This window comes from Ignisphaera sp. (assembly GCA_038735125.1).
Taxonomy (GTDB): domain Archaea; phylum Thermoproteota; class Thermoprotei_A; order Sulfolobales; family Ignisphaeraceae; genus Ignisphaera.
The window spans coordinates 43082-69405 of record JAVYNU010000008.1 but is presented as its reverse complement, the minus strand read 5'-3'; the positions used below and the strand labels follow the sequence as shown (position 1 = coordinate 69405).

The window sequence follows — 26324 nt, the reverse complement described above, 5'->3', positions numbered from 1 at the left end:
GGGTGATGATAAATGCCCCTAGTTGAAGTTAGAGGCTTGACAAAGGTATATGAGGCAGGGTTTATAAGAAAGAGAAGGATTGTTGCAGTTGATAATGTATCTTTTGACATCAGAGAAGGAGAAATAGTTTCACTTGTTGGGGAGAGTGGTTCAGGAAAAACAACAACTGCAAAAATTCTTCTGAGGCTGTTGCCACCAACAAGTGGTGTTGTAAAGTTTCAGGGAAAGGATATATGGAGAGAGATAAATTCGAAAGACGAGTTAAGGGACTATTGGAAAAAAGTTCATGCTGTCTTTCAAGATCCTTACGCAAGTTATAATTCATTTTACACTGTTGATAGAGTTTTGAACCAGGCTCTGAATCTAATAGGCATAGATCCGAGATCTAATGAGGGTAAAAAACTTGTTAGAGAAGCACTATCATATGTAGGGCTTGTGCCTGATGATGTGCTTGGGAAATATCCCCACCAGCTTTCAGGAGGCCAGAGACAAAGGCTCATGATTGCGCGTTGCTGGCTTCTAAAGCCAAAGCTTATATTAGCTGATGAGCCGGTATCAATGATAGATGCTTCAATGAGAGGAGCGATAATAAAATTATTCATGAATTTGCGAGATGACTATGGAACATCCACAGTATTTATAACACATGACATGGGACTAGCATATTACGTATCTGATAGAATCCTTGTTATGTACAAAGGTAAAATAGTTGATGAAGGACCTCCGGATGAGATAGTTAAGAGTCCAAAGCACGAATATACAAAGCTCTTATTGAGTAGTGTTCCAACACTTTATAGGAAGTGGAAGTGGGAATAGTGAGCATAGCTGCAGAGCAACATAGATATTTTTTAACAATATTAATATGGGCTTTTATCTTAGAAATTATTGTCATAGTTTACTACTTATCTAAAGGAGACTATGGATTCACAATGCAATTAACATGTATGCTAATGACTATAACAATCGCAGGGATTTATGCAATTATTCATAGAATTAGAAAAGAAATTAGGGAAGGCATGTAGCTTTACCATCATTTTCATAACAATTCTTTTTCTTTTAATTTAAAAATATGTTGATGGTTTTAGATTTTGAAATGAATTATAGATTCGGTAAGCTCTCTTGAATAATAACCCCTACAATTCTCTATAATACTAGGATATTACTATGGTCATGTTGAAAGCAACTGGGGGTAATTATGAATGTAGAACAAAATGAATGTATGCAAAAAACAACTAATGCTAAGGTGTATTGAAGTGTCTAGGCAGTCTCTAATAGAGGAGTATTTGAATGGTTCGGAGTGGGCTGTTAGGGACAACGCCAATGTTCCGATATCTATATCTGGTTTGATGGCTCATGTACTGGGCTCGGCAATCTATGAGGAGGCTCAGAGGCTTCTTCCAAAATCATCTTTGATTCTGCATGAAGAGGGCTGGGTATATATTTACAAGCTTAGAGATGGTTCAATCACAAGGCCTTATTGTGGAGGACTTGATTCTAGGCTAATAATTGAAAAGGGTCTTAGAACGCCCACCGTCGTCTCTAGGCCGCCTAAGCATCTTGATTCTGCTGTTGACCAGCTTGTGAATGCTGTTTATATCTTTAGCCAGGAGAGGACAGGTGCTGTTGGTCTCTACGGCATAGATGTTGTGTTATCACCATTCATAAGAAGAGACAGCTTAGACTACAAATCAGCAAAGCAGAATATTCAGAGATTTGTCTACAACTTGAACTATCCTCTTAAGAGTGGTCAGAGTCCATTCTCAAACGTTGTCTTCGCTGTTAGCAACAGGTTCTACATGAACCAGCCAATTCCTGCATCTGATCAAAAATTCAGGCTATCCGCTCCAGAAACCTATGAGAGCTTTTTGGACGAGGCTAAGCTGGTTGTAAAGGCCTTTGCAGAGGTTTTTGCTGAGGGCGATGCTGTTCACCAGCCATTTACATTCCCGATACCGACAACCATTATGAACAGAGATATGGAGAAAATTCTCGATGGTGACCCAGAGCTCTGGAGAGCATACTGGACAATGATTGCGAAAACAGGTCAGATGTACTTCCTAAACGGCTATAACACTAGGGCTGAGGACATATTTAGCTTCTGCTGCAGGCTTCTATCAGACATGGGTAGGGTTAGAGAGGTTTTGCATCAAGCAAAAGGTGTTTGGGACATGCCACCATCTGTAGGCTCTGTAAACGTTGTCGTCATCAACCTCCCTAGACTTGCAATGATTGCAAGGACATCCGACGACTCTAAAATGTTTGACAAGCTCGACCAGCTCCTAGAAATCTCTAGGGCAACCCTCATGTGGTTTAGGGCAAGGTATCAAAAGCTCTTTGCGATGGGTATGTACCCAATGACGAGAGAGTACATAGATCCTGTAGACCCATTCAAATTCTACTACAACACCATAGGAGTCATTGGAATGGCTGAATACGTCTCTATAATGCTTGGAGACCCGTTCTTCTGGTTCAATGCACAGCCAAGCAACATACCGAAGATAGTGAAGCTTTACAGCGACATTCTAAGCTACATCAACAAGAGGCTCTCAGAGTTTGAGGAAGAGGACAACGTCCTCTACAACGTCGAGGAGGTTCCAGGGGAGACGCTTGGTGTCAAACTTGCATGGAAAGACATAGAATTTGCAAAGAATCTGGACACATCAGAAGACCTATCGGCATACATACCAGTTGGTGAAATAGATGGAAGAAAAGCACCATTCTACACAAACCAGCTAACACCACCATACACAACACTCCATCTGAGATGGCAACTAGAGATAGAGTCCAAATGCCAAAAGCTATTCACAGGTGGTGTAATAAAGCACATATTCGTGGATAGAGAGCTACCGCCAGAAGCAGTGGCAAAGTTTGTGACTAGAACACTCAGAGACACGGACATAGTATACATGTCTATAACACCAACAGTTGCTGTCTGCCCATACTGCGGCTACAGAACAGTTGGAAGAGCATCTAAATGCCCAAGCTGTGGAAAGCCACTAGACATGTGGAGCAGAATAGTGGGGTACTACAGACCTGTGAAAGCATGGAACAGCGGAAGAGTAGCAGAGTTCAATGTGAGAAGAGATATGTCTAGAGAAATCATTGAGATGATCTAAAACTTTTAATTCTATCTACAAGAATATACTCCGTGGTGAGTCAGAATGTCTCTGCCTGTCAAAGAAATTTCTATACCTATTGAAATACCTGTGACACCGCTATCAAGAAGAGAGATAAAACAACTTGAAACAGCGCTGATAATAGGGACGATGTTTAGATCAGATGTTGTTCAAACGATTCTATCTGGCGAGGAGTTCACCACCTGGTTAGACAGCTTAGCAGTCGCGGCTGCAGCTCTAGCAATGGATAAAGCGGGTTATCCAATAAACAGAATAGCTGAAGAGCTTGGGAGAACAGAGATGACAATTAGGAAGCATTTGAGGGGAGAGACAAAGGCTGGTAGGCTAGTTAAGGAAACTTATGAAATGCTTGTGAGAGGTGAGCTGAAGCTTTCGATTCCTGTTGTAGAGTCTGCAAAACCTGAGGAGGTTGCGAAGCTTAGTAGAGAGGTTGAGGGGCTTAAGAAAGAAAATGCTATGTTGAAAAGTAGGATAGAGGATTTGAGATCTCGTCTAAAATCTGTTGGCACAGGTATAGAGAGGGTTGTTGAGAATCTTACAGAGATTAGGAAAATTATTGAGGAATCTGAGAAGATATAATTTAGCATCAGTATCCAATTCCATGATTTTTCATTTTATCTTAATATTTTATTTAATTACAATCATGAACATGAAATTTAAAGAGGAGAATTAGGTTTATGACAATAGCAACTATACTAGTTGCTATGATGCTTAGCGCTAATGAGACTGCTGTTAGTTTCAATTTTTGTAGATACTAAATCTGGAAACTTCAAAACTTCTTTATTAATTTTGGCATGGCAAAAGCATGACAGAGTACAAACATTTTAAACCTCTTTAATATTATATAGTAGAGAGCCTTGGTTTACATATGTGAACGTCGTGGCAAGGTTTTCAGAAGCAGGAGAGCATATATAACGTATATTGTTATGGGTTTTGAGGTCAGGTACATTAGAAAGAGAAGCAAATAGCTATTGCTCACAAAGCTTAAAAATGGCGAGGATATTTTGAACTTTATGTGATCTGCATGAGTATTGATACAAGAGCTTTTGAGAAGAGAATAAATGACCTACTAAAGAAAATGACCGTTGAGGAGAAGGTTGCGCAAATACAGTCTATTCCTGTCGACAAATTATTAGACGGGAGGGAGTTCTCTGAAGAGAAGGCTAGGCAACTTCTTAGGTATGGTATTGGCGAGATAACTAGGGTATGCGGTTCTCATATAGGCTTTAAGCCTAAAGAAGCAGCTAGGATCATTAACACTATTCAGAGATTTCTTGTTGAGAAAACAAGACTTGGTATACCAGCAATAGTCCATGAAGAGTGTTTAGCTGGGTTACTTGCTTCAACAGCAACAGTATTTCCACAGGCAATAGCATTGGCTTCGACATGGTATCCAGAACTTGTATACCGAGTTGCTTCAGCCATAAGAGAGCAGGTCATATCAGTTGGGTCAAGGCATTGTCTCTCTCCTGTTTTAGATCTTTGTAGAGATCCTCGCTGGGGAAGATGTGAAGAGACGTATGGCGAAGATCCATATCTTGTATCCGCAATTGGCTTAGCATATATTAGAGGACTTCAAGGAGAAGAAATTTCGAAAGGTGTTGTCGCTACTACAAAGCATTTTGCAGGGCATGGTTTTCCAGAGGGTGGGAGAAACATAGGGGTTGTACACATAGGCTTAAGGGAATTTATGGAACAGCATCTATACACATTCGAAGTTGGTATTAAGGTAGGTGGAGCTCTTTCAGTGATGCCTGCATATCATGAAATAGATGGTGTTCCATGCCATGCAAACAAATGGCTCTTAACAGATGTGTTAAGGGATTCATGGGGATTCAAGGGAATTGTTGTATCTGATTACGATGCTGTTAGACAACTCAACACAATTCACAAAGTTGCAAAGGACTGTGTAGAGGCAGTAAAAACCGCTCTAGAGGCTGGTGTAGACATTATATTCCCAGATATTCTATGTTTCGATGAGGTAATCAGAGCTGTTAAAGATGGAGTTATATCAGAATCCCTTCTTGATAGAGCAGTTAAACGGGTTTTGATGGTCAAGGCCCTTCTAGGGTTATTAGATAATCCATTTGTTGACGAATCTAAAGTACCTGAAACGTTTGATAACCCAGAACATAGGAAACTAGCTTTGGAGGCTGCTATAGAGTCTATAGTTCTTCTCAAAAACGATGGAATTCTGCCACTACCAAAGAATCTAAGAACCATAGCTGTTATAGGACCAAATGCAAACGAGCCTAGGAATATGTTGGGAGACTATCACTATGATGCACATCTAGCAAGAAATACAACATCTGTAAAGGTCGTAACAGTTTTGGAGGGGATAATAAACAAGGTCTCGAAAGACACTAAGGTTTTGTATGCTAAGGGTTGTGACATTGCCTCAGAAGATAAAAGTGGCTTCGAGGAGGCATTGAAAGCGGCTAGAGAAGCAGATGTTATAGTGGCTGTAATGGGTGAGAAAAGCGGTTTGGACCCTGCATGGTTTGGACTAAATCGGAAAGAGTTGCAGCATACCACTGGTGAAGGTGTTGATAGAAGTGATCTAAAGCTCCCAGGAGTTCAAGAGGAGCTGATAAAGGAGTTACATAAAACTGGCAAGCCCATAGTTCTTATACTTATAAATGGTAGGCCACTAGCCATAACGAATATTCTCCCATATGTTAATGCTGTTGTAGAGGCCTGGCTCCCAGGCGAGGAGGGAGGAAACGCAATCGCGGAGGTACTTTTCGGTGATGCAGAGCCAGGTGGGAGGCTCCCTGTATCGATACCAAAATCTGTTGGACAGGTACCGGTATACTACTCCAGAAAGCCATCGTCATTTAGAGACTATATAGACTTGGATGCAAAGCCACTATTCCCATTTGGGTTTGGCCTCAGCTACACACAATTCAGATATAGCAACCTTATCATCAAAACGCCAGAGGTTAAACCATTTGGGGTAGTGGAGATCGAGGTTACTGTAGAGAACATTGGAAACAGGCCAGGTAAAGAGGTTGTCCAGCTATATATATCAAAAGAGTTCTCCTCTGTAACAAGACCTGTTAAAGAGTTGAAGGGATTCAAAAAGATATATCTAATTCCTGGGCAATCAAAGAGAATAATCTTTAGAATACCAACAGAGGCTTTAGCATTTTACGACAGAGACATGCATCTCGTTATAGAGCCCGGAGAATACAAGGTAATGGTTGGTAGAAATAGTGAGGATACACAGCTAGAAGGAAAATTCAAAATAGTAGGCGAGAAACAAATCGTTTACCACCGGCAACACTACTTCAGCGAGGCACTAGAATCATAAGCAATTCCATCAATTTTTGTCAATTACAATCAGTTGCTTAGACACTATTGTTATGCACATCAAAAAACTGGTGTTGAAGACAACCCATTGCTGTATTTAAATCCATGCGCATTTCCCAATACCATTGCTGATAACATCAAATATGAAGATCTCCTATATGTCTTCTTAGCATGCAAAGAGATGTTTTGAATTAGCAAAAGTTGCAAAAAGCTAATAATTTAGTGTTATTGGAAATCAATAATGTGTTTCGCAGAAGAGATGCTGTATAGTGTATTAGGTGTTGCTTGTGGATGTTGCAATGATTATTTTTTCTTCTTGTCGCTGGCTCGCTTTTCTCCTGGCTATTTCGAAGGTTTGGTTTATCTGATGTTGTTGGGTATATCCTTGGTGGTGTAGTGGCCTCGGCTGTTTTAACGTGGTTTGGTATCGATGTTGTGTCTAGTCTTAGCTATGGCGAGTCTCTGAGGTGGCTTGGCCTAACCTTATTTTCTTTCATCCTTGGCAACTCTATAGGTTTTTACAAAATTGTTGAGAATATCCGTAGTGTTGTAGCTTCTGAGCTAATACTATACGCTATTCTATGGGTTTTCAGCGGCTTTTTGTCTTGGCTACTTGAGTTCGGATATGTTGAAAGGATGGTCCTATTTCTTCTGCTTATCAACGGCTCTAGCATGGCTGTAGCAGCTTTGTCTAAATCCTTTTCCAATGTAAAACCATCTCTTTATGCTAGAGCTGTTATGCAGACAAGTGTAGAGGATCTTCTTCACTTCACATTCTTCACACTACTCTTTGTTGTGGGTGTTTCACTATCTAAAATTCCTCTCGAAGCCTTTGTCCAAATCATTATTGTTGCCGGTCTTATAGTGCTTTTACTAGCTCTCTCAAGGTTTTTGCTCAAATTTTTGAGTAGAACAAGGTTTATAGCTGATAGGGAAAACAAGTTTGTGGTGGCCACTGGTTTTGCAATCCTCTTCGCCTCTATAGCATCAGCGGCTGGTCTTCCACCTCTTTTCGGAGCATTTATAGCAGGGATCTCATTCTCAGCCTTTCTCAAACTCAATGACATTGCTGATATGGTCAATGGGTTGAGGAGCCTTGGGCTTTTTACTATACTTCACCTCCCTAGGTTCGCAACTATATCTGGGGATAGGCTCTGGACAAAGCTTAGACATAGTACTAGTTGGTGTAATGCTTGGGTTGGTAGCCTACGTGGCTAGAGCAATCGGATTGCTTATAGCAGCACTCTTTACAGGTTATAGAATCTCTGATAGCGCTACCTTGGCCTTGTACCTCACACCACTAAGCGAAATGGGTATAGTGTTTACGGATATGCTTGTAGAGAGGGGTGTGTTGCTTAAATCCACAGTTTTACAGTAGCTGTGCTTACTACGATAATGCTATTCGGAGTTGCAACGCCCAGAATAGTCACGAAAACAATTTACATCGAGAGTATTGCACCGACCAAAATAGCTGGTTTCTTCAAAAATCTTGCCGATGTCTATGTCAAGAGAGTGGATGTGGCAACAGTTATGTTGTCACCAATAATAAGGTTTACAGCATCTACATTATTATTCACGTACACAAACTCTCTTGTAGTGAACGCTGTTGAGAAATATAACATGCCTCCATTTATTGCCATGGCTTCAGCAATCATCTCGTCTACAGCTATAATGATAGTCTTTATAAGAACCTTGAGAGTACTATTTGGCAACATTTTAAAGTATATTACAATACCCACCGAAAGACTTGGCGAAACACTTGGAAAAGCACTAGATCTCCTCATAGGTGGGCTCGCGCTAGCGCTTCAAATCCATATACTACTTGAAACAACCTCTAAGCTACTTCCCAGAGAGCCTCTATACACTCTAGCCACGCTATTCACATGGCTAGCAACAGTAGTTACAGTAATACTCGAGCTGGTCAAACACTACATAAAGCCGCATTCGCCACACCAAGAAAATAGAAAACATAAACTCATGCCCTAGTTCAAGAACACCATTAGAGTATGCTTCGCAGAGATACTTTACACATCCTACTTCACATCTTTGTCAACTATTTGCCATACACATAGGGTTCAAAGCATAAAAACACAATAGCTATAATATATGTAGATTAAAAATTATTTCTTTGATTGAGGCCTGGGGAAGATGCACGAGACATATGTTACTAAGTTAAAAGTCATAAATTGTAGCGATCGCTTCACTAACAAGCTATAGTTCCTTTGATTCCGCATACACTGTTATGAACACTCCTCTAATCATCCCAACTGCACTCCCTATACATGAAAGATGTTAGTCACATTATTCAAAATTCTTTAAATACGTTAGGAATATTGTATCCTTTTCAATATTCATCTAGTAGCTGCAAACATCAATATTTGTGAGTTTCAAAAACTTACATTAGAAAAATAAAAGTAGCATCAAGCATTACTAATTACTACTCAAAGAAATTATTAAAGAAGTTCTTTAATAGTTGTGAGAAAACGAGGTTTGTTCTAAATGTTAAATCAAAAATGGATTTATTGTTGATTAATTGTCAGATAAAAATGTAGTATCAATTTAGGTATTAGTTTGTTCTTTTCTAAGCATCTCTAACCTTCTATCGATCTCTTTTATGACAACATCTGATAGATATCTCTTTATATCCTCGAGGTATCTGCGTTCAAGTTCTGGATCTGGAATTGCTGGGAAGGGCCATGGATATGAATATGTTACGTATGGCCACCATAGCCACCAGCACCATCCCCTGCCCAGCCACCAACCTGGTCTCAGTAGCGGTGGTAACCAGCTCCACGGCCCTTTCCCTGGGTATGGGCTCCACCACCAACTCATTTTTGTCGCCAGATCTTGAAACCTGTTTCAAGATTAATAAGTTTTTCTCAAAATAATTACGATAATGAGTTTGAAACATATTTCAAGGGCTTTTGCTATTTTGGTTATGTTTATTGAACGTTCAGCAAATTTTATTATTCATAACCATGTCAACGACAGCTCTGGGTTGGTTTGCATTGAAGTTGGTAGATTCGTATATTTGGCTTGAGAAACTTAGGGATCTCATATATGGTCTGCTTGAGCTGAGGGATAGGGCCAGGGAGGAGGGTCTAGAGGTAATACCCATTAGAGAGGGAACCCCACTTGTTAGATACGGCTTTGTATCTATGCTTAAGGGGGGAGTTATAATGGATGTCACCAACGAGAAGCAAGCTGCTATAGCTGAGGATGCTGGTGCTGTTGGCGTAATGGTTCTGGATAAGCTTCCATACGATATTAGAGCAGCTGGTGGTGTAACTAGAACAGCTGATTTGAAGGTCGTAGAAGCTGTTATGAACTCTATAACAATTCCTGTTTCAGCAAAGTGCAGAATTGGACATGCTGAGGAGGCTAGGTTGCTCGAGGAGATAGGGGTTGACTTGATAGATGAAAGTGAGGTTTTGACGCCAGTTGATGAAAAGGCCCATATAGATAAATGGGCTTTCAAAACACCCTTCGTAAATGGGGCTAGAAACTTGCCAGAGGCCTTGAGGAGAATATACGAGGGGGCATCGATGATTAGGACAAAGGGGGAGCCGGGAACAGGTAATGTGGCCGAGGCTGTTAAGCATATGAAGCTTGTTAACAGGGATATCGCAACGCTTAGAGGATATTATATGGCTGGAGACTACGAGGCTATCTGGGTCTACGCCAAAGAGAATAAGGTCCCATATGAACTAGCATTGCTTACAGCAAGACTCGGCAGGCTACCTGTGGTAAACTTTGCCGCAGGTGGCATAGCCACACCAGCTGATGCTGCACTCATGATGTGGCTTGGAGCCGACGGCATTTTTGTCGGTTCAGGCATATTCAAGAGTGGTGACCCAGAGGCGAGGGCGAGAGCAATAGTCTTGGCTACATCATTCTACGATGACCCAGAGACTGTTGTTGAGACACAGAAAATGGTCTCTGAAAAGGTGTCTATGACTGGAATCGATATTAGGAAGCTGAGACCAGAGGAGCTGATGCAGATTAGAGGTGAGTAGAGGGTGGCTAGGGTAGGTGTCCTAGCACTGCAAGGAGATTACCTAGAGCACTACCAGGCGCTGAAGGGGCTGGGGATAGAAGTGCAATATGTTAAAACACCAAGTGATCTGAGAAACATAGATGCTTTGATAATACCTGGGGGAGAGTCTACAACAATAGGAAAACTAATGTTGATAAAGGGAATGGTTGATGCAGTCAGAGAATTTGCAAGAAGTGGCTCACCGGTTATGGGCACCTGCGCAGGGGCTATAGTAATGGCTAAAAAAGGTTTCCGACAGGGTCTTGGGGGAGACCAATCAGCCAACACTCGAACTAATGGATATAAACGTAATCAGAAATATTTTCGGGCGCCAGAAAAACAGCTTTGTTGCCAGGGTATACATCGACGAGATAGGAGATGTTATTGCAGCTTTCATTAGAGCTCCTGGAATAGTCGAGGCTTGGAACGAGGCCAGGATAACAGGATATATAGAACGCCCGCTGACAGGTAAAATCGGTGTTGCAGCAAAGCAGGGAAATCTAATCGCATTAACCTTCTGCCCCGAGATCACAGGAGATGACAAGGTGTATAGATACTTCATTGGCTTGGTGAAGAGGTAGTGAGCAATGGAAAAAACTACTTTTTCCGATGCATAAACTGCAAAGCTGTTTTTCGTGAAACCCCTTCTACATGCTCTTGCCCAGTATGCGGAGGTCTTCTCGTTATAGACTATGAAAACCCTGTGTTCAAGGTTGACTATGCTAACTGGTGTTTGGAGATATTCATTCCTCCTACCATCTTTTGGAAAAGAATTTTCCTTAGGCGAGGCTCTAACACCCATATACAAAATCGAGGGCGTTCTGATCAAAGATGAGTCTAGGAATCCAACGGGCTCCTACGCAGATCGCGCTTCAGCAGTCATAGTATCGCATGTTATGAGTCTTGGCAACGCCATCAACAAGTCGTTTATTGTTCAATATGTTGAAGATTTCACAAAATCTGTTGTGTACTATATGGAGCATGCTATTGGCTCTAATAGAATCTCTGTCTAGATACAAAACCTCTTTGAAGTTTTAGTAGATGATCTAATGTATTTTGCGTCGAAAAACATTGGATTGGCGAAGAACACGTCTTTGCAGTGCAGGGGGAGACAGCCTTATCTACATCAGCTACTTCAATCCATTGACTGTTGAGGGGCTCAAGACAATAGTCTTCGAAGTCTATGAATCTAATACTAGGGTAGAAAATATTGTGGTTCCAACTGAAACGGGTTTGCTTGCATACTCAATTCTAAAGGGTATTCAGGATCTGAGGAAAGCAGGGTTCGACACAAGCTACAGCATTGTAGCTGTTCTTGCAGGGTCACAGAATACCCCGGATCTGCTTAGGCTAAGCCAGGAGATAAAAACTGTTAGGATATCTGATGAAGAGATATACGAAGCGCTGAAAACGCTTGCCCAAAGGGGTATCAAAGCCAAGCCGATATCAGCTATAATCTACTACATAGCTGAGAACATAGGCAATTCTATAGCTATACTCAGTGGCGGGATAAAACATGTTGTGAGGAGTGGGAGGCACAGTTTATTGAAGAGCCGTATAATAGAGACTCTCTCTAGGAAATCTCTTGCAACTGCCTATGAGATTTGGAAAGAGAATGGAGAGTACACATTAAGGGGTGTTTACAAGGCTCTAAAGTCTATGGAGAAAAACGGAGAGGTGTGCTACGAGGTTATGTCAAGGGGAAGAGAAAGATAAAGCTTTATAAGCTATGCTAAACATGAAGACAGGACTGTATCAGCTGGGGTGGCCACGTTTATGAAGACAAAGGTTATAGCTGTTGTTAGCGGCGGGCCAGACAGCTTCTGTAGCATGGTTTTCTGGTTGTCAAAAGGGTTCAACGCAGAGGTTCTCTACTTTGACTATGGACACAAAGCTAGGTTTAGGGAGATGGAAACTGTCAAGAGACTTGTTGACAAGGTTAATAGGGTTGCAAAGGAAAGGGGTTGGGGAACAGTTGAAAAGATCCATATACTGGACATGTCTTTCATGAAGAGGCTTTGGAGGGGGACACAGCTAACAGATGAGAGTGTTACTGTCGAGGAGGAGTATAGACCTTCTGTTGTAGTGCCAATTAGAAACGTTGTTATGGCGACTATAGCAACAGCATATGCATACACCGTTGCAGAGGAAGAGGATACAAATGTCGTTGTTGTTCTGGGCTCTCAATACGATGATGTTGCTCCCGCAGAAGACTGGGGACCTAAATACCCAGACTGCGCTCCAGAATGTTTCCACTCTCTCCAGGCCGCGTTTAGAATCTGCCACTTTAGAAAGTACTCCTCTAGGGTATCCATATGGACCCCCAGCATAGAGATGATGAGGAAGAGAGATGTTATAAGAAAATGCTATGAGCTTGTCGGGGACTTGATATTTGAGACGTGGAGCTGTTACCAGGGTTTTGAGAAGCATTGTGGTAAGTGTGAAAGCTGTTTGAATAGAAAGAGAGCTTTTAGAGAGGCTGGGGTAGAGGACAAGACAGAGTATATGTGATAGAATAAATGTTTCTACTCCGTGACCTCAATCCCTCTAGCCTTTAGTGAGTCCACAAGCGTGCTTGTCCTAGCTATAGCCATTGCTATGGAAGCCACCACAACTTGTAAAACGTATCTTAGCCCCCTGGAGCCCCTAGCCCTATAAACAGTTGCAATATCTACAACCTCTTTCAATGTGTTTGCAAAAACTATTGAGAATAGATATAGAGTTGGCCACCTTCTAAGCATCGATGGCTTTGTTGTCGATGCTATTAGTATTATTGTTGATAGCGATGATGAGGCCAGCAGAGTTAGCCTAGTTATCCTCTCCAAGTCTCCGTGGAATAGAAAAGCAGTGGAAAACATTATTAGATATAGGATTGCGGCTGTGAAGACGGTGTAGACAGCGCTTCTTCTAAGCCCCAACACAGCTAGGAGTATCACAAGAGATGTTACGAGACCAAGCGAAGCAGCTGTTGGCGCTACCACTGGAACCACTATAGATAGTATAAACAGGACTATCTTCGCTATTGAGAACCACTTTGAAAACGCAATTCTTGGTGCCTTAACCCTGTACCCCAAGACCTCTTGGACCACAGAGAGTATCACATATCACACCCCTTGGCACTAAACCCGCTTTGACCAGCTCATCATCGCTGAGACTGCTCCACCTACCAAAAAACTTTATTGTGCCACCATCTATGATTGCATATGTGTCTGGCTTTATGAGATTGGCGTAGAATATCTCGTGGAGTGTAACAATTATTGTCTTCCCCCTTCTCCTCCCATAGTCGATGAGGTTGGCAACAGCTTCAACACCATCTCTATCAAGATATGTGAACGGCTCGTCTAGAAGCCATATGGGCTGGTCTGCAACTAGTATAGAGGCCATAGAAACCCTTTTAGCCTCTCCACCGCTAAGTGTCGATGGATCTCTATCCATGTACTCTCTAGGCACTAGAAGCTCGACTATTCTCCAATCACCTGAAACCCCAAGTATCCTAGTGATAGCCTTTATCTCATCCTCTACAGTTGCCTCTACAAAGCCATAGTATGGATTTTGCCAGCAATACCCAATCAGCATAGCTATCTCTTTTCTACTCATCTTCTTAACGCTCCTACCCCCAGCAAGCACATCACCATCGAACCTCACTAGATTGGCCAAAGCCCTCAAAAAAGTTGTTTTGCCAGCTCCATTCCTACCCAATACAATGTGGACACCACTATCAAAAACTATTGAAATGCCCCTCAATATCTCGATGCTGTTGAAAGAAACCCTAAGGTTCCTAGCCTCTATAATCAATTAAACCACCTATTCACTAAGGCAGGAAATTCTTTGCTTAAAAGCTGATAGAGGTATTACTATAGACAGCCTCTTAACAATTTACTTCACTAACCTCTGGTAGTATTTTCTAATGAGTGGAACAAGCAGGAGAGCTCCAGGCATGGTGGCTACGAGGTTTTCGCCTGTCAGCAAAGCGAATAGGTATATGGGCTCGCCAGCATTGTATACAACGCCAAGTAGGATAACCCCTATGAATATCCCTACAACAAGAGCGTCCACCAATGCTACTACAGGTAGCAGCCATTTTCTATATCCAAAGACCCTGCCAAGCAACCAGTTTATAGAGCTGAAAACAAATGTGCATAGAGTACCTATAACCATATCAAGAATCCCATAAGGCGATACAAAATTTCCGATTAATGTGCCTAGAGTCAGGCCAAGAACACCCTCAAATCCTGTGACATAGGTTATAGGAGATAGCATGTCGGCTACTCTAATCTGGATTGGGCCAAAGCTAATAAACTGTAGCACTATGACTAAAGATGAGTATGTTGCTGCAATCACTATTGCCGTAATAAGTTTCAAAGATATCTTGTACTGCATATAGGATCTAATGGGAAATTGCATAGGCCAACATAAAAAGTGTTTTATCTACATGCCTATGTATGGTTAGATAAACTGAAATAACTCTAAAATTTTTAGAATTAGTTTGGGAGAGTCTATGCGTAGTGTCACCATAGTATCTTCTGCTAGAATTCACTTCGGCTTCTACAATTTTCTAGATGATAATATTGCTTGGGGTGGGGTTGGAATAGCCATCGACAACCCCAGAATCATTGTGAGGGTTTCTGAGTCTGAAGAGATTAAGGTGGATAATAGAACAAATATTGATGTTTCTGATGTTGTTAATGCTGTTAGGGATGGTCTAGGGGTAAAAGGGTTCAGTGTAGAGGTTCTAGAGGCTTATCCTAGACATGTTGGACTTGGTTCAACAACACAACTAGCACTAGCAATAGGTTATGCTGTCTCTCTTCTATACGACCTTGGACTCGAGATTAGGGATGTCGCATTTAAGCTTGGTAGAGGCAAGTACTCAGGCATTGGCATAGCCGCCTTTGAGCTCGGTGGTTTTATAGTTGATTCTGGAAGGGTGGTTTCATCAGAAGGTGTGGTAAGTCCTCCCTCCAACGTAGACGATGTTCCATATCCGATATATAGACAAAGGATTCCGAAGGGATGGATATTTGTGGTCTCTATAATCAAAAATGCGAAGGGATGTGGCTTGAATAATCATGACAAGCTCCTTGAAAAACCAGTGCCACTTCCAAAAGATACACAGCTAGAGTTCTATAAAACGCTCATGCTATATATATTGCCATCGATAGCCAGAAAAGATCTTGGAACATTCGCAGTTGCCCTCACAAAGTTTCAGAGAATGGTTATAGAGAATCTTGAGAAGGTGCTGGAAACTTCGATACAATGTGAAGAAGCGAAAGGTGTGATGGACATAATGGCTAGGCATGGTCTGATAGGTGTTGGTCAGAGCATCTGGGGGCCCATGGTATACGGCATCTATCCATATCACTATAGAAAAGCTCTCGGAGTTGCAAATAGCATTACTAAAGAGGCTAAGTGGAGGGGGTATAGGATAGAGAGTTTTGTTGCAGAGCCTAGGGCAAGCGGTGTTGAGATAACTATTGCGAGGAGCCGCTCAAACAGAACATGGAGATTGATTAAGTAGTCTTGGAATTTTCTGCAAAAACTTTGCAAGCCTTTGCTCCGCCGCGAAGACTATAGGCCTTAAAGCCTTTTTCCCTAAGTTCTTTCGCAATTATGTAGCTTAGACCACCTGTATCACATATGATGATTATTGGCTTGTCTGGGGGGATGCTACTAAAATCTACCTTGTTAAGAGGTATAGCATTACCTATAGGCAATTCGCCTACGCCAGTCTCCTTCCTAGCATCAATAATCAGCGCATTGCTTGGTATAAAATCTATTTCTATATCTGTTTCTGGAATCACATCCTCAGACCTGGCTTCTAACACACTAACAATTATCCTCTTCTTCAATGCTTCCTCAACAACTTTCATATCTATAGATCCAAGCCTCTTAGATAGACCATCAGATGTTGCAGCTGTCACCACCTTTGATGGAGCTATTGCACAAGCCTCAACAACCTTTGAAGACAACTCATATAGTCCGAGCCTCCTTGACAACTCTATAATCTCCTCCTTATCAAATGATATCAAAGGTCTTAGAATAGGTTTAGACATTCTTATGCAGCTCTCTATAGCCGCTATATTCTTGAGTGTTTGGCTAGATGCCTGACCAAGAGACTCGCCAGTTACAATAGCGTCGTAGCCAAGCTCCTCAACTATCTTTGATGCGGCTAAATACATTAGAGCTCTTAGGACAACCTGTCTATAGCTCCAATCAACCTTCTCCACAATCTCCTTCACAACATCTCTAAAGTCTATCGCTATGAACTTCGGCCTGTAGCCATAGAGCCAATCGAAAGACAGTTTCTTGGCAACAACAAATGCATTGTATGTTGATTCTAGAGGCCCTAGTATGAAATGTAGAAAGCCTATCTCAACACCTCTTCTAGCAGTGTACCAAGCTGCTACGGGGGAGTCGAAGCCCCCTGAGAAGAGCACAAGGGCCCTTCCCTCAACCCCTGTTGGGAGACCGCCAGGCCCTTTGACAGAGTCTCTATAAAGAAAGGCTTTCGAGCCCCTCACCTCTACCTCAACAACAACCTCTGGGTTATCTAGATCAACACCAGATGAAAACGGTTTGAGAAGAGCCCCAACCTCCCTGGCAACATCAATCGATGTGAAGCTGTGAACACCGCTTCTCTTAACCCTTACAGCGAATCTTCTCCCCACAACAACGTCCTTGGAGTTCTCTGCTACCCACCTAGTCAAGTCGCTTAGATCCCTAAACTCGTATACAAGAACTCTGCCAACTCTATAGACCCCAAAAACCCTGGAAATAGCGTCGATAGCATCGACATCTGTTACAAGATGTATCTTAGCCTCGACAACATCAATGCTAATTACCCTGCCACCAGCTCTCGAAACAGCGTCGGAGATGTTTCTAATCAGAGCATTGAAAAACTTTGGCCTAGACCTACTAGACTTGAGTATAGCCTCGCCAGACACAGTAACGAGGTAGTTTGGCAAGTGTTGGCACCGCAAAAATTACTCAATGTGCTCTTCACCATTACTGTGTCCATACTTAGCTAAAAAGTTTTGCATAGCTCATAAAAACTCATTCCTTTGCCGCTTCATAGCATACAAAAGACCCTTTATCACCCTCGACAGGCTCTTCGGCGACAGGCTCCAAGCCTGTTTTTGTTAGTGTGTTTGCAACTCTCAGTATCCTTAGGTTTAGACTTGTCAGCATTTCTACCAACTGGCTTTTTGTATAGAATGTGGCGTAGCTATAGAATACACTCTCTTTTGTTATCTTCTTTCTATGGTATGTCAAACCAAGTGACGAATCCAATGGTATTATGCATACCACTAGCCTCCCACCCTTCTTCAACACCCTTACAGCCTCTTCCAATACCTTATGCGGGTTTTCGACAAAGCATAGTGTCACTATTATGTATACCGTTGAAAAGCTCTCGCTTCTAAATGGGGTCATCTCTCCAAAGCCCGAGGCTACAAGAACACCTCTTCTGTGGGCTATCTTCAACGCCTCTACAGATGGGTCTAGACCAATCTCTACATCTAGTGGCTGGGCAAATCTACCTGTGCCAACACCTATCTCAATACATGGTCTTCTGCATGGAAAGAACTTTCTGAAAAGAGAAATCTCGTTTTCATAAACAATTCTGTTTCTGTCAAACCACTGATCATATTTAATAACATTCTCATCGAATACAACATAAGATGGCTTCCCAACATCCATAGCTACTTCACTATCACCAGCAAGAGGCTTGCTATAGACATTGGATAAATATATTTCAGTATGAATGAAACGGCTTGGTCCGGTCTATACCTCGGCAATATAGAGTCTACAACAACAGTAGCTACAAACACTATGAGAGTCTTTAGATATACCGTCAATGCATTTGCAAACCAGTTAAATGAGTTTGTAGGCCACACACCCCCCAGAAAAAGCGCTGCATATATCATTGGGAATAGTATCCTCTCAGCAAACTTCATGAAAAATGCTAGTGCCAGTCTAGGCCCCCCAACCTCTGTGAACATACCCCAGTAAATCTCTGATTCAGCTTCCGGAGCATCAAAAGGCTTTAGACCTAGGATGGCAAACATTGATATGAAGCCTGCAATGGCAGATAAAATCATTGCGATTGTTTTAAATGGATCCACGGCCCAAAGAAGATGAGATACAACACTAGTTCCATATATACTATATTCAGTGCCAAACCTTTGAGAAGCTATCAGCACAGGCACCAGAACACTAATTGCAAATGCGGGTTCAGCGACAAACAATATTGCTAGGTATCTGGCAACACCTATAGTTGTATAGGGATTTGGATGCCCAGCAGCTAGATAGGCTAGTGCAAATGGTGCCAACAGCAAAAAGTAGAGCAATGCAATAACATCGAAAGATGAGTATATAGGTCTATAGGCTACGGGGAGAAACAGCTGTGCAACAACTATGAACCCCGTTGCAATTGAAACTAACACAACTGGGCTTACACCCATGGAATACCTGTTTACAAGATCCCTCTTAAGCACAAGCTTAAATAGATCAGCAAGCGGCTGGAGAAAGCCGGCTGGGCCTGCATATACCGGCCCCCTCCTATACATTATTCTAGCAGACAGTTTCCTAGCTATCCACTGTGTAAACACTATGAAAAATATTGTTGTGACAAGCCCTGGATAGATAAGGGATTCTAATATTAGATCCAGAGCCTCCAAATCCATCACCCAAATAAATACGCTAATACAACAACTATTGCAAGCAGTATTAACGCTGCTATGTACCAGATGCTAAAGTTTCTAGACAGTTCGTAGAGCGATCTCGCTCTTTGTGCACCAAGAGATCTTTTTATTATGTCTCGAATGATTCTGGTCACCGATGTTCTCGGCAATTCTGCATATATGAAGCCTCCCATGACAGGAAGCTCTGAAACCTCATCCCGTTGTGTAGGAGCTCTTCTCTCTACATAGTATTGCATCGCAAGGTAAAATACTGCGTATATAACCAACCCTGTTAATGTTCCAAGGCCTGTGTACAAAGCTATTAGAGTGTATATATCCATTCTATACACCTACTCAAAAATCTTCTTTATATAATCCTCAAACTCTTGTGAAACACTCTTCTTAGCCTCTTTATCCTCTATGGCCATGGCATCTATCCAGTGAACATAGTAGTACTTCCGCTTTTCATCAATATCTATAACAACAGTGCCAGGCGTGTTGGTTATCGAGTTTGCTATAAAGACTATTGAATAGGTGTTGCTAACATCGTAGGGAACCCTCACAATAGCTGGGCTATACCTAGCTTTTGGATTCAGTATCAGTTTCAATACACCCATATGGGCATTGTACTCTATTATGGTAAAGTATTTGAGCAGATAAAACAGAGCATAGCCCAATCTCTTAATAGATATTTTGCTGTAGTCCTCTATCAAATCAGCCGCAAAAATATATGCTACTGTGGCCCCGGCTACAACGGCTATTAGAGCCTCTAGCAGGTTGTATGATCCTGTATACACCATGTATATAGCTGCAAAGATTATTGTGAATATAGCTATCGACAAGCTTTTCCTCATTGTCACTCACCCTCATCTATTTTATTCAGCATTAGAGTGCCCTTCTCCTCTACCATTCTAATCGATATTATTACCATGAGTATGAACACTGCCAAGCCAATCACAATCGCTGTAACTATTAAAACCTGTGGAACGGGGTCGACAACAGTCTTAGCGAATTGCTTTAATGCTGAACCCGATGGAAGTTCAGGGTTTGCCAGGCTTCCATTTGGGTAGACAGGAGGGTTGGTAGCACCTATTGTGTAGCCTAGGTACACAAGTAGAATGTATACAGCATCGCCTATTATCGTAAATAGAGTCAGCTTTTTCACAATGTGAGGTCTGCTTGCAATACCGTAGGCTGCAACAGCTATGGTTAGCGAGACTATCACTCCTATATAGTACCACAGAGCCTCCTCAAGCACTGTCTCCACCCTCAAAATACTTTGTTAGGTAGTACAAGGCTATGGTGAAACCCGACAGCACTGCTATGTACTCCATGGAATTGAATATTATTAGCGTTCCCGATAACAACATAGTGGCAAACCCGAGATATATTGTTGCAGGGTATGTGAAGACAGAATCTGGCTTAGCGAGGTTCTGGAATAGATATGCATAGTTAGATGCTGCAATATAGTATATCAGTGGGGCAAGTCCTGTGAGAGCTATTACAGTAACACCCAACCCCCTCATAAATAACATTCTATTCTCTTTCAACTCCCTCCCAGATATATAGCTACTTGAATAGGCTAGCATTAGTAATAATGGGGCTATTGCAAATACTGACCCTCCCTGGAAGCCTCCACCAGGGGTTATGTGACCATGCAAAGCAATGGAAACGCTAACAACTACAACAATTGGCGCCACCAATCTTGATATAAGCCTCACTATAATTGTTGATTCTCTATAGTGTATTAGACGCTCTTCAATCGCCTTCCCAGCTTTTGTGGCAACACCTACGGCAGCTATAATCGCTATGTAGAGCACACTAGTCTCAAAATAGGTGTCAAAGCCTCTCTGATCCCATATAACAGAGGTGACAATTTCAAAGCTCTTGGATGTGAATGGCGATTGTGAATCGGGAACCAGCTGTGCATAGAGTTGTGCAAGTGTTGTCAGCTCTTTGTCTATTCTAAACATGTCTGTGTAAAACATTATAGCATATAGTGAAAGCCCTATAGCTATTGGAATTATGATCTCTAGAAATGTTCTATATCTCTTCATATCTCTCACCCTTTGAAAGGAGGTAAAGAAGCAGTACAGTGTTCATGCCAAGACCAATAGCTATGTAAGCTATTAGGAGATCTGGTGCTAGGAAAACAGACAAAACTATTGCATAGAAGGCAGACTCTATCCCGCCTATTACAACAGCTTTGGCAACATCCTTTGTGCGCACCACAACAACGGTTGCCACAAATGCTAGGGTAGAGGCTATAGCGGCTAATATGAGGGGTATCACTCCATATCACCCCTCTCCAAATCCTCCTTCAACCTATCCACAGACACCATCGGCTTTGCCTCCCCACTTCTATAAACAGCTCTTGCAAGTATGTGAGAACCGGCTGGAACACCCAAGGCAACCAATAATGCAGTAATGAATGAGACTCCTGCGAAAACAGCCTTCATGTAGACATCTGTGTCAAGTCCTAGAACCATTATAGCTATTCCAATTAGTGGATAGAAGCCACCGCCTATAGTCGCTATAGTAGCTGCATGGAGTCTTGCATAAAACTCCTTAAATTTGAAGAACCCTATGGCAGCAATAACATTGAGTATACCTCCAATAACCAGTATTGCAGCACCTAGATACACAAGAATCAAATCGATCATCTTCTACCACCCCTCTTCTCTAAATACCTTGAAACAACAAGATCTGTGAGGAAGATCCATGAGGCAAGTGGTATAGCGCCGATTAGAAGCATCGAAGATCTGTAGTACAGTGCTATGAGTATAAGTATGACCACTAGAGTCGATGTGAGTGCATCAATGGCTAGTGTAACATCTCCAAGGTTTTTTGCTGTAAATGCTCTTATAGAGTATGTAATCATTGCTACTGTGAACATAGACATTGCAGCAGTTACAAGAGGCTCAATAGATTCGAAGGTGACCATAACACAATCACCTTGCGGCTTGTCCCTTCTTCTGCTTTTCGTAGGCACCCAAGAAGAGTTCTCGCGAAACTGTAATGGTCTTTACATCGCCTTTGAGCTGTGTAGGCTCTTTAAATGTTTTTGATTTGTCTGTGGTGAACAGTTCAAAGCCTGTTGCCATTGTCATGAACAATGCGTTGAAGGGGCAGTACTCAACGCATAGACCACAGAATGTGCATTTGCTCTGATCTATTCTCGGAAATCTCTTCTTCGGATTCTGGGGATAGTCGCCCTCTACAACAACAAAGTCTATACATGCAGCTGGGCACATAATCTGGCACATACCACAACCTGTACACTTGTTCATATCGAGTATGTGGGCACCTCTCAAAACACTTGTTTTAAACGGCTTGTCTATTCTTGGTACCTGCCTAGTATAAGGCCTTGCCACCAAATACTTAATCGATTTAGCGAATGTTGCCCAAACCACTCTAATCACCTATCCAAATCTGGTGCACATGGATCTAGAGAGGCTAGTAAAACGGGGAAATCAGCTATGGTGATCTCCTCTTTCCTAATAATATGGTCAACAACTGTTGTGAGCAAGGGCATTGAGACGCTCTTCAGTCTGACCCTATATGGGTTTCTACCCCCACGGCTTATAATATGAATCATATATTCTCCACGAGCGCTCTCAACACGTGCTACTCCCTCGCCTGGCGGAGCGGCCATAGGTACCTTAACTCTCAGCGGTTCACCAAGTCTTATGTTTTCCAATGCCTGTCTTATTATCGAAATAGACTGGTATATCTCCTTGAACCTTACAGCAGCTCTGTCATAGGAGTCTCCACTTGAACCTGTTGGCACATCGAATTTCACCTTATCATAGTTGAGGTATGGAACATTGAGTCTAGTGTCATATTTTAGTCCAGTTGCCCTTAGAACAGGGCCTGTGACACCCAGTTGTATGGCCTCATCTGGTGTGAGCCTCCCCAATCCAACTGTTCTAGCCCTGAATACCCTATTTTTAAGCAGAGCGGCTTCAACATCTCTTGTCCTCTCTTCCACAAACTCCAAAACCTTTAGAGTATCGTCTACAAAGTTTTCTGGGAGTTCATATCTAATCCCTCCAGGAACACTGATGTTGTGATATATTCTATGTCCCGATATCCTGGCAAACCACTTCAGAATCTCTTCTCTAGCTGCCGAAGCCCAGAAGGCGGGGGTTCTCAAACCTGTGCTCCCAGCCATGAAGTGAACCCAGAACATGTGGGAGGCTATTCTACTCATTTCAGACTGTATCATTCTAATCCATTTTGCGTTCTCTGGGATACTAACCTTGAATATCTCTTCTACGGCAAGCGCATATGCAATCTCTAGGTTGTCTGGGTCTTCAACACAGAATCTGTAGCTTAAAACGATGTTCATCTCCCACGTTCTGTTCTCCAACATTTTCTCGAATCCTCTATGCAGAAAACCTGGTATTAGCTCGGCTCTCACAACCCTCTCACCATCTAACCACAGTTTGTAGGCTATATTACCTGGTGCTCCTGGGTGTTGTGGACCGAAGTATACTACGGTATATTCCCTACCTTCCATACCTATAGCCATTGTACATCACCTTCACAACAAAGTCAGCAGTGTTAACGTCTTTTCTAAGTGGTGGTGGGCCCTCCCAATTACCATCTAGAATCCATTTCCTGAGGTCTGGATGACCTTTGAATACTATCCCCATCATTTCGTATACTTCCTTCTCTATGTAGAATGCCAATGGGGTTAGATCGTGTATAGTGTCCATCTCGGGGTTTGTCCTTGTAACAAAAGTCTTTATCCATATTTGCTCGCCTGAATAGGGATTCTCAAATATGTAGTAAATTTCTATAACGTTTTTCTCTGGGTAGTCAACAGCGTTGATATTCACCAATATTTTGTATCCTTTTTCAAGATAGTATTTAACTGCGTCCCTTACCCTATCTCTTTCAATGCTTGTCTTACATATTTTACTCTTCTCTATTCTCTCATAACATTCTGGAAACGTTGACTTGAATTGATAGTCTATGGGCTTCTGGCTTGAGGCAGCCAGCTTTTCCATGTATTCCTTTAGAAACCTCTTCTCAAGCTCTTCGTAAGTTGCTATCTTATTGAATGCTTCAGGCTTTATCCTAGAAATTACCTTTGCCTGGTCTGATTCGCCAATTCTGTTTCTCAGATACTCTATTAGGCTGAGGTAGTCGTCTGGCATTGGCATGCATCCTGGTACCCACCCCTCAACCTCAACAAATTCATCCAACCTCTTATAGGTTGCATAGCTATCCCAGTAAAGCCCGCCTGTTGCAGTACAGTTACACCCAGCGGCAACATATCTCGGTTCGGGTATCTGTCTATACATATTCAAGACAAGTTTAACTGTTTTCTTAGTCAGATATCCCATGCCGATGAATATATCTGATTGCCTTGGTGTCGGCGCTGGCATATAACCATATCTCTCCCAGTCAAGCGGAGACATCACAAGCATTGGGAACTCCACAGCGCCACAAGCTGAGCAGTAGTGAAGCATCCAGATGCTTCTACTTCTAGCCCACCTTGCCAAAGCCTCAATAACCTTTATAATTATGTCGCCCAAGCCCATTTTGCTATCCACCATAGAGAAAACCTTTAATTATCTGTAGGTAATAGTCTCTACCATGTACAAGAGCATCAGAAGTATATCTAGTAACAGGTTCGAGTATCCCGCTGTAGAACAGACCGAGGACTATGGCTAGCACAGCGAAAACAGCTATATAGGCTCTTAGTGTAAATGGCGGAGATAGCTTTACCTCATTCTGCGGTGGTGCAAGAACAGTTGATGCAATCAGCTTTGCGAAAGCAGCCAAAGCTAGGGCAGAACCCATAAATGCCACGGCTAGCGCTATAGGTATTGTGAAATCCTTTGACAGCAAAGTGAAGAGAGATTCGTAGACGCCAAGCTTAGCTAAAAACATGATCGTTGGGGGCACGCCGATAACCGAGAGAGCGGCTATCAAAAGCCCCATCTGCATGATTGGAGAGCTTCTCAGAGCGCCTTGGATGTTCTCGAGAGAGTCGTCAGCATACATCTTCTTTATCCATCCACTTGACAGGAATAGAATGGGCTTTACAATCATATGTGCAACAATGTATGTGAGAGCAATTTGGATAGCGCTTGGCCCAAGAGATAGTGCAAGTGCTATGTAGCCTGTGTCTAGAACCACGGTGTAGGAGGCTATATAGCTAAATCTGTTGGAGTATAGAGCACCAAGCCCACCAACAACAATTGTTGCCATGCCTAAGATGCGAAGCATGTACTCTATAGCTGGGCCCAGCCCATTTAGCACTGTATAGACAATTCTTAGAAGGGCGTAGTATGCTATTCCCTCAGAGACCCCGGCTAGAAGAGAGGCTACAGCTGGGTTTATAGAAGAGTATGCAGGTGGGAGCCAGAAATGCAGGGGGGTCAGAGCCTCATCAACTACAAGACTCCACATAAGCATTGAAACAAAAATAGTCATGGCTGTAGCCACATTAGCTGTGTAGCCTCTATATGAGGTGCTTAGACCGCTTAAGATGAGCCCAAGATGACCAATGTTAACAGTGCTGGTGGCAAAATATATTAGAACCACTCCCATAAAGAAGAAAAGACTTGAAACACTTGCAACAATCATGTAGTTGAAAACTGCTTTGTAGTTATTTCTCGACCCTGTCAAGACCATAAGGCTATAGGTTGATATAAGCGTAACCTCTAGCATAACAAACATGTTAAATAGATCGCCTGTGTATAGAATCCCAGTAAAACCTGCTAACAAACCAAGGTAGCTAGCCATGGTATACTCATCAACAGATTCAGAGAAAATCAGTGTAAGTGGAAACAGAGCTAGTGCCAACAAAGTTGTTAGAAATGCTATGAAAGATGAGAATTCATCGACAGCATAGGTAATGCCTATTGGTGGTGGGAAGCCACCAAGAAAATAGTATAGAAGTCTACTTGAAGTTGCATCAACATAGATTATAGCGGAGAAAATAGTTGCTAAGGCGAGGAAAAACAGTGTATAGATGGCAGAATATATCTGCTTTACCCTAAAAACCTTAAAGAATATCAGTGTGAACGAGCCTAATATGAGCAGATATGGAGTCAATGCAATCAAGGCGCTTGACTCAGCTATAGTTCAACCCCCTGCCTATACGAAATTCAACAAATTATTTGACTAGATCATTTTTAA

General features: G+C 42.2%; 31 protein-coding genes and 2 pseudogenes. 15 read left to right on the top strand and 18 right to left on the bottom strand.

What is annotated here, in order from left to right:
- Positions 1-12 precede the first annotated feature (12 nt).
- The 8 genes and pseudogenes from QW284_08415 to QW284_08380 all read left to right on the top strand — a co-directional run bounded on the left by QW284_08415 (position 13) and on the right by QW284_08380 (position 8435).
- Positions 13-816 (top strand): ATP-binding cassette domain-containing protein, encoded by an 804-nt coding sequence (locus QW284_08415; protein MEM0339687.1) that lies wholly within the window; start codon positions 13-15, stop codon positions 814-816.
- Positions 816-1022 (top strand): hypothetical protein, encoded by a 207-nt coding sequence (locus QW284_08410; protein ID MEM0339686.1) that lies wholly within the window; start codon positions 816-818, stop codon positions 1020-1022. Before QW284_08415 ends, QW284_08410 begins: the two co-directional genes overlap by 1 nt.
- A 231-nt stretch (positions 1023-1253) precedes the next feature.
- On the top strand, positions 1254-3116 hold the full coding sequence (gene nrdD / locus QW284_08405) for an anaerobic ribonucleoside-triphosphate reductase (protein MEM0339685.1): 1863 nt from the start codon (positions 1254-1256) through the stop codon (positions 3114-3116).
- A 45-nt stretch (positions 3117-3161) separates the two neighbouring features.
- Positions 3162-3716 carry a hypothetical protein gene (locus tag QW284_08400; GenBank protein MEM0339684.1) on the top strand — a complete coding sequence of 185 codons (555 nt, stop codon included), beginning with the start codon at positions 3162-3164 and terminating at the stop codon, positions 3714-3716.
- Between the two features lie 445 nt (positions 3717-4161).
- Complete coding sequence (locus QW284_08395; protein ID MEM0339683.1) at positions 4162-6450, top strand: glycoside hydrolase family 3 N-terminal domain-containing protein; 2289 nt, start codon at positions 4162-4164, stop codon at positions 6448-6450.
- A 320-nt stretch (positions 6451-6770) separates the two neighbouring features.
- Positions 6771-7667: pseudogene (locus QW284_08390) on the top strand (cation:proton antiporter).
- The gene (locus QW284_08385) at positions 7660-7827 is read left to right on the top strand and encodes a hypothetical protein (GenBank protein MEM0339682.1); all 168 of its coding nucleotides are present in this window, start codon (positions 7660-7662) and stop codon (positions 7825-7827) included. Before QW284_08390 ends, QW284_08385 begins: the two are co-directional and overlap by 8 nt.
- Before the next feature lie 2 nt (positions 7828-7829).
- A complete protein-coding gene (locus tag QW284_08380; GenBank protein ID MEM0339681.1) occupies positions 7830-8435 on the top strand; it encodes a hypothetical protein in 606 nt (201 codons plus the stop codon).
- Between the two features lie 573 nt (positions 8436-9008).
- Here the strand turns inward: QW284_08380 and QW284_08375 are convergent.
- Positions 9009-9281: a hypothetical protein gene (locus QW284_08375; protein MEM0339680.1), complete on the bottom strand. Its 273-nt coding sequence runs from the start codon at positions 9279-9281 to the stop codon at positions 9009-9011.
- A 176-nt stretch (positions 9282-9457) separates the two neighbouring features.
- Between QW284_08375 and pdxS the strand changes: the two genes are divergently transcribed.
- From pdxS to QW284_08345, 6 genes and pseudogenes are all read left to right on the top strand, one after another.
- A complete protein-coding gene (pdxS, locus tag QW284_08370) occupies positions 9458-10465 on the top strand; it encodes a pyridoxal 5'-phosphate synthase lyase subunit PdxS (protein MEM0339679.1) in 1008 nt (335 codons plus the stop codon).
- A 3-nt stretch (positions 10466-10468) separates the two neighbouring features.
- Positions 10469-10699: pseudogene (locus QW284_08365) on the top strand (pyridoxal 5'-phosphate synthase glutaminase subunit PdxT).
- A 49-nt stretch (positions 10700-10748) separates the two neighbouring features.
- A complete protein-coding gene (locus QW284_08360) occupies positions 10749-11066 on the top strand; it encodes a hypothetical protein (GenBank protein MEM0339678.1) in 318 nt (105 codons plus the stop codon).
- A 132-nt stretch (positions 11067-11198) separates the two neighbouring features.
- A complete protein-coding gene (locus tag QW284_08355; GenBank protein MEM0339677.1) occupies positions 11199-11498 on the top strand; it encodes a hypothetical protein in 300 nt (99 codons plus the stop codon).
- 58 nt (positions 11499-11556) lie between these two features.
- Positions 11557-12201 (top strand): hypothetical protein, encoded by a 645-nt coding sequence (locus QW284_08350; protein MEM0339676.1) that lies wholly within the window; start codon positions 11557-11559, stop codon positions 12199-12201.
- A gap of 60 nt (positions 12202-12261) precedes the next feature.
- Entirely contained in the window at positions 12262-12996 is a 735-nt protein-coding gene (locus QW284_08345; protein ID MEM0339675.1) for a 7-cyano-7-deazaguanine synthase, read from the top strand.
- 14 nt (positions 12997-13010) lie between these two features.
- Here the strand turns inward: QW284_08345 and QW284_08340 are convergent, their stop codons facing one another.
- The 3 genes from QW284_08340 to QW284_08330 form a co-directional block, all read right to left on the bottom strand.
- On the bottom strand, positions 13011-13586 hold the full coding sequence (locus QW284_08340) for a hypothetical protein (GenBank protein MEM0339674.1): 576 nt from the start codon (positions 13584-13586) through the stop codon (positions 13011-13013).
- Entirely contained in the window at positions 13543-14280 is a 738-nt protein-coding gene (locus QW284_08335) for an ABC transporter ATP-binding protein (GenBank protein ID MEM0339673.1), read from the bottom strand. Before QW284_08335 ends, QW284_08340 begins: the two co-directional genes overlap by 44 nt.
- A gap of 81 nt (positions 14281-14361) precedes the next feature.
- On the bottom strand, positions 14362-14889 hold the full coding sequence (locus QW284_08330; GenBank protein MEM0339672.1) for a QueT transporter family protein: 528 nt from the start codon (positions 14887-14889) through the stop codon (positions 14362-14364).
- A 94-nt stretch (positions 14890-14983) separates the two neighbouring features.
- Here QW284_08330 and QW284_08325 point away from each other — a divergent pair, with 94 nt between their 5' ends.
- On the top strand, positions 14984-16003 hold the full coding sequence (locus QW284_08325) for a hypothetical protein (protein ID MEM0339671.1): 1020 nt from the start codon (positions 14984-14986) through the stop codon (positions 16001-16003).
- Here the strand turns inward: QW284_08325 and QW284_08320 are convergent.
- From QW284_08320 to QW284_08255, 14 genes are all read right to left on the bottom strand, one after another.
- A complete protein-coding gene (locus tag QW284_08320) occupies positions 15996-17450 on the bottom strand; it encodes a THUMP domain-containing protein (protein MEM0339670.1) in 1455 nt (484 codons plus the stop codon). The genes QW284_08325 and QW284_08320 overlap by 8 nt on opposite strands.
- Positions 17451-17538: 88 nt before the next feature.
- Entirely contained in the window at positions 17539-18183 is a 645-nt protein-coding gene (locus QW284_08315; protein MEM0339669.1) for a class I SAM-dependent methyltransferase, read from the bottom strand.
- Positions 18184-18185: 2 nt separating this feature from the next.
- Positions 18186-19169, bottom strand: a complete 984-nt coding sequence (locus tag QW284_08310) for a complex I subunit 1 family protein (GenBank protein ID MEM0339668.1) — start codon at positions 19167-19169, stop codon at positions 18186-18188.
- Positions 19169-19507, bottom strand: a complete 339-nt coding sequence (locus tag QW284_08305) for a hypothetical protein (GenBank protein ID MEM0339667.1) — start codon at positions 19505-19507, stop codon at positions 19169-19171. Before QW284_08305 ends, QW284_08310 begins: the two co-directional genes overlap by 1 nt.
- Before the next feature lie 9 nt (positions 19508-19516).
- On the bottom strand, positions 19517-20020 hold the full coding sequence (locus QW284_08300) for a Na+/H+ antiporter subunit E (GenBank protein MEM0339666.1): 504 nt from the start codon (positions 20018-20020) through the stop codon (positions 19517-19519).
- Between the two features lie 2 nt (positions 20021-20022).
- Complete coding sequence (locus QW284_08295) at positions 20023-20424, bottom strand: sodium:proton antiporter (GenBank protein ID MEM0339665.1); 402 nt, start codon at positions 20422-20424, stop codon at positions 20023-20025.
- A complete protein-coding gene (locus QW284_08290; GenBank protein MEM0339664.1) occupies positions 20417-21223 on the bottom strand; it encodes an MnhB domain-containing protein in 807 nt (268 codons plus the stop codon). The genes QW284_08295 and QW284_08290 overlap by 8 nt, the downstream gene beginning before the upstream one ends.
- A complete protein-coding gene (locus QW284_08285) occupies positions 21210-21458 on the bottom strand; it encodes a DUF4040 domain-containing protein (GenBank protein ID MEM0339663.1) in 249 nt (82 codons plus the stop codon). Before QW284_08285 ends, QW284_08290 begins: the two co-directional genes overlap by 14 nt.
- On the bottom strand, positions 21455-21829 hold the full coding sequence (gene mnhG / locus QW284_08280) for a monovalent cation/H(+) antiporter subunit G (protein MEM0339662.1): 375 nt from the start codon (positions 21827-21829) through the stop codon (positions 21455-21457). Before mnhG ends, QW284_08285 begins: the two co-directional genes overlap by 4 nt.
- Positions 21826-22110, bottom strand: coding sequence for a monovalent cation/H+ antiporter complex subunit F (locus tag QW284_08275; GenBank protein ID MEM0339661.1), 285 nt, complete (start codon positions 22108-22110; stop codon positions 21826-21828). The genes mnhG and QW284_08275 overlap by 4 nt, the downstream gene beginning before the upstream one ends.
- 7 nt (positions 22111-22117) lie before the next feature.
- Positions 22118-22579: a 4Fe-4S binding protein gene (locus QW284_08270; GenBank protein MEM0339660.1), complete on the bottom strand. Its 462-nt coding sequence runs from the start codon at positions 22577-22579 to the stop codon at positions 22118-22120.
- Positions 22580-22584: 5 nt separating this feature from the next.
- Positions 22585-23700, bottom strand: a complete 1116-nt coding sequence (locus QW284_08265) for an NADH dehydrogenase subunit D (GenBank protein MEM0339659.1) — start codon at positions 23698-23700, stop codon at positions 22585-22587.
- Positions 23678-24733: an NADH-quinone oxidoreductase subunit NuoB gene (nuoB, locus tag QW284_08260; GenBank protein ID MEM0339658.1), complete on the bottom strand. Its 1056-nt coding sequence runs from the start codon at positions 24731-24733 to the stop codon at positions 23678-23680. The genes QW284_08265 and nuoB overlap by 23 nt, the downstream gene beginning before the upstream one ends.
- Positions 24723-26249 carry a proton-conducting transporter membrane subunit gene (locus tag QW284_08255; GenBank protein MEM0339657.1) on the bottom strand — a complete coding sequence of 509 codons (1527 nt, stop codon included), beginning with the start codon at positions 26247-26249 and terminating at the stop codon, positions 24723-24725. Before QW284_08255 ends, nuoB begins: the two co-directional genes overlap by 11 nt.
- Positions 26250-26324: the final 75 nt, after the last annotated feature.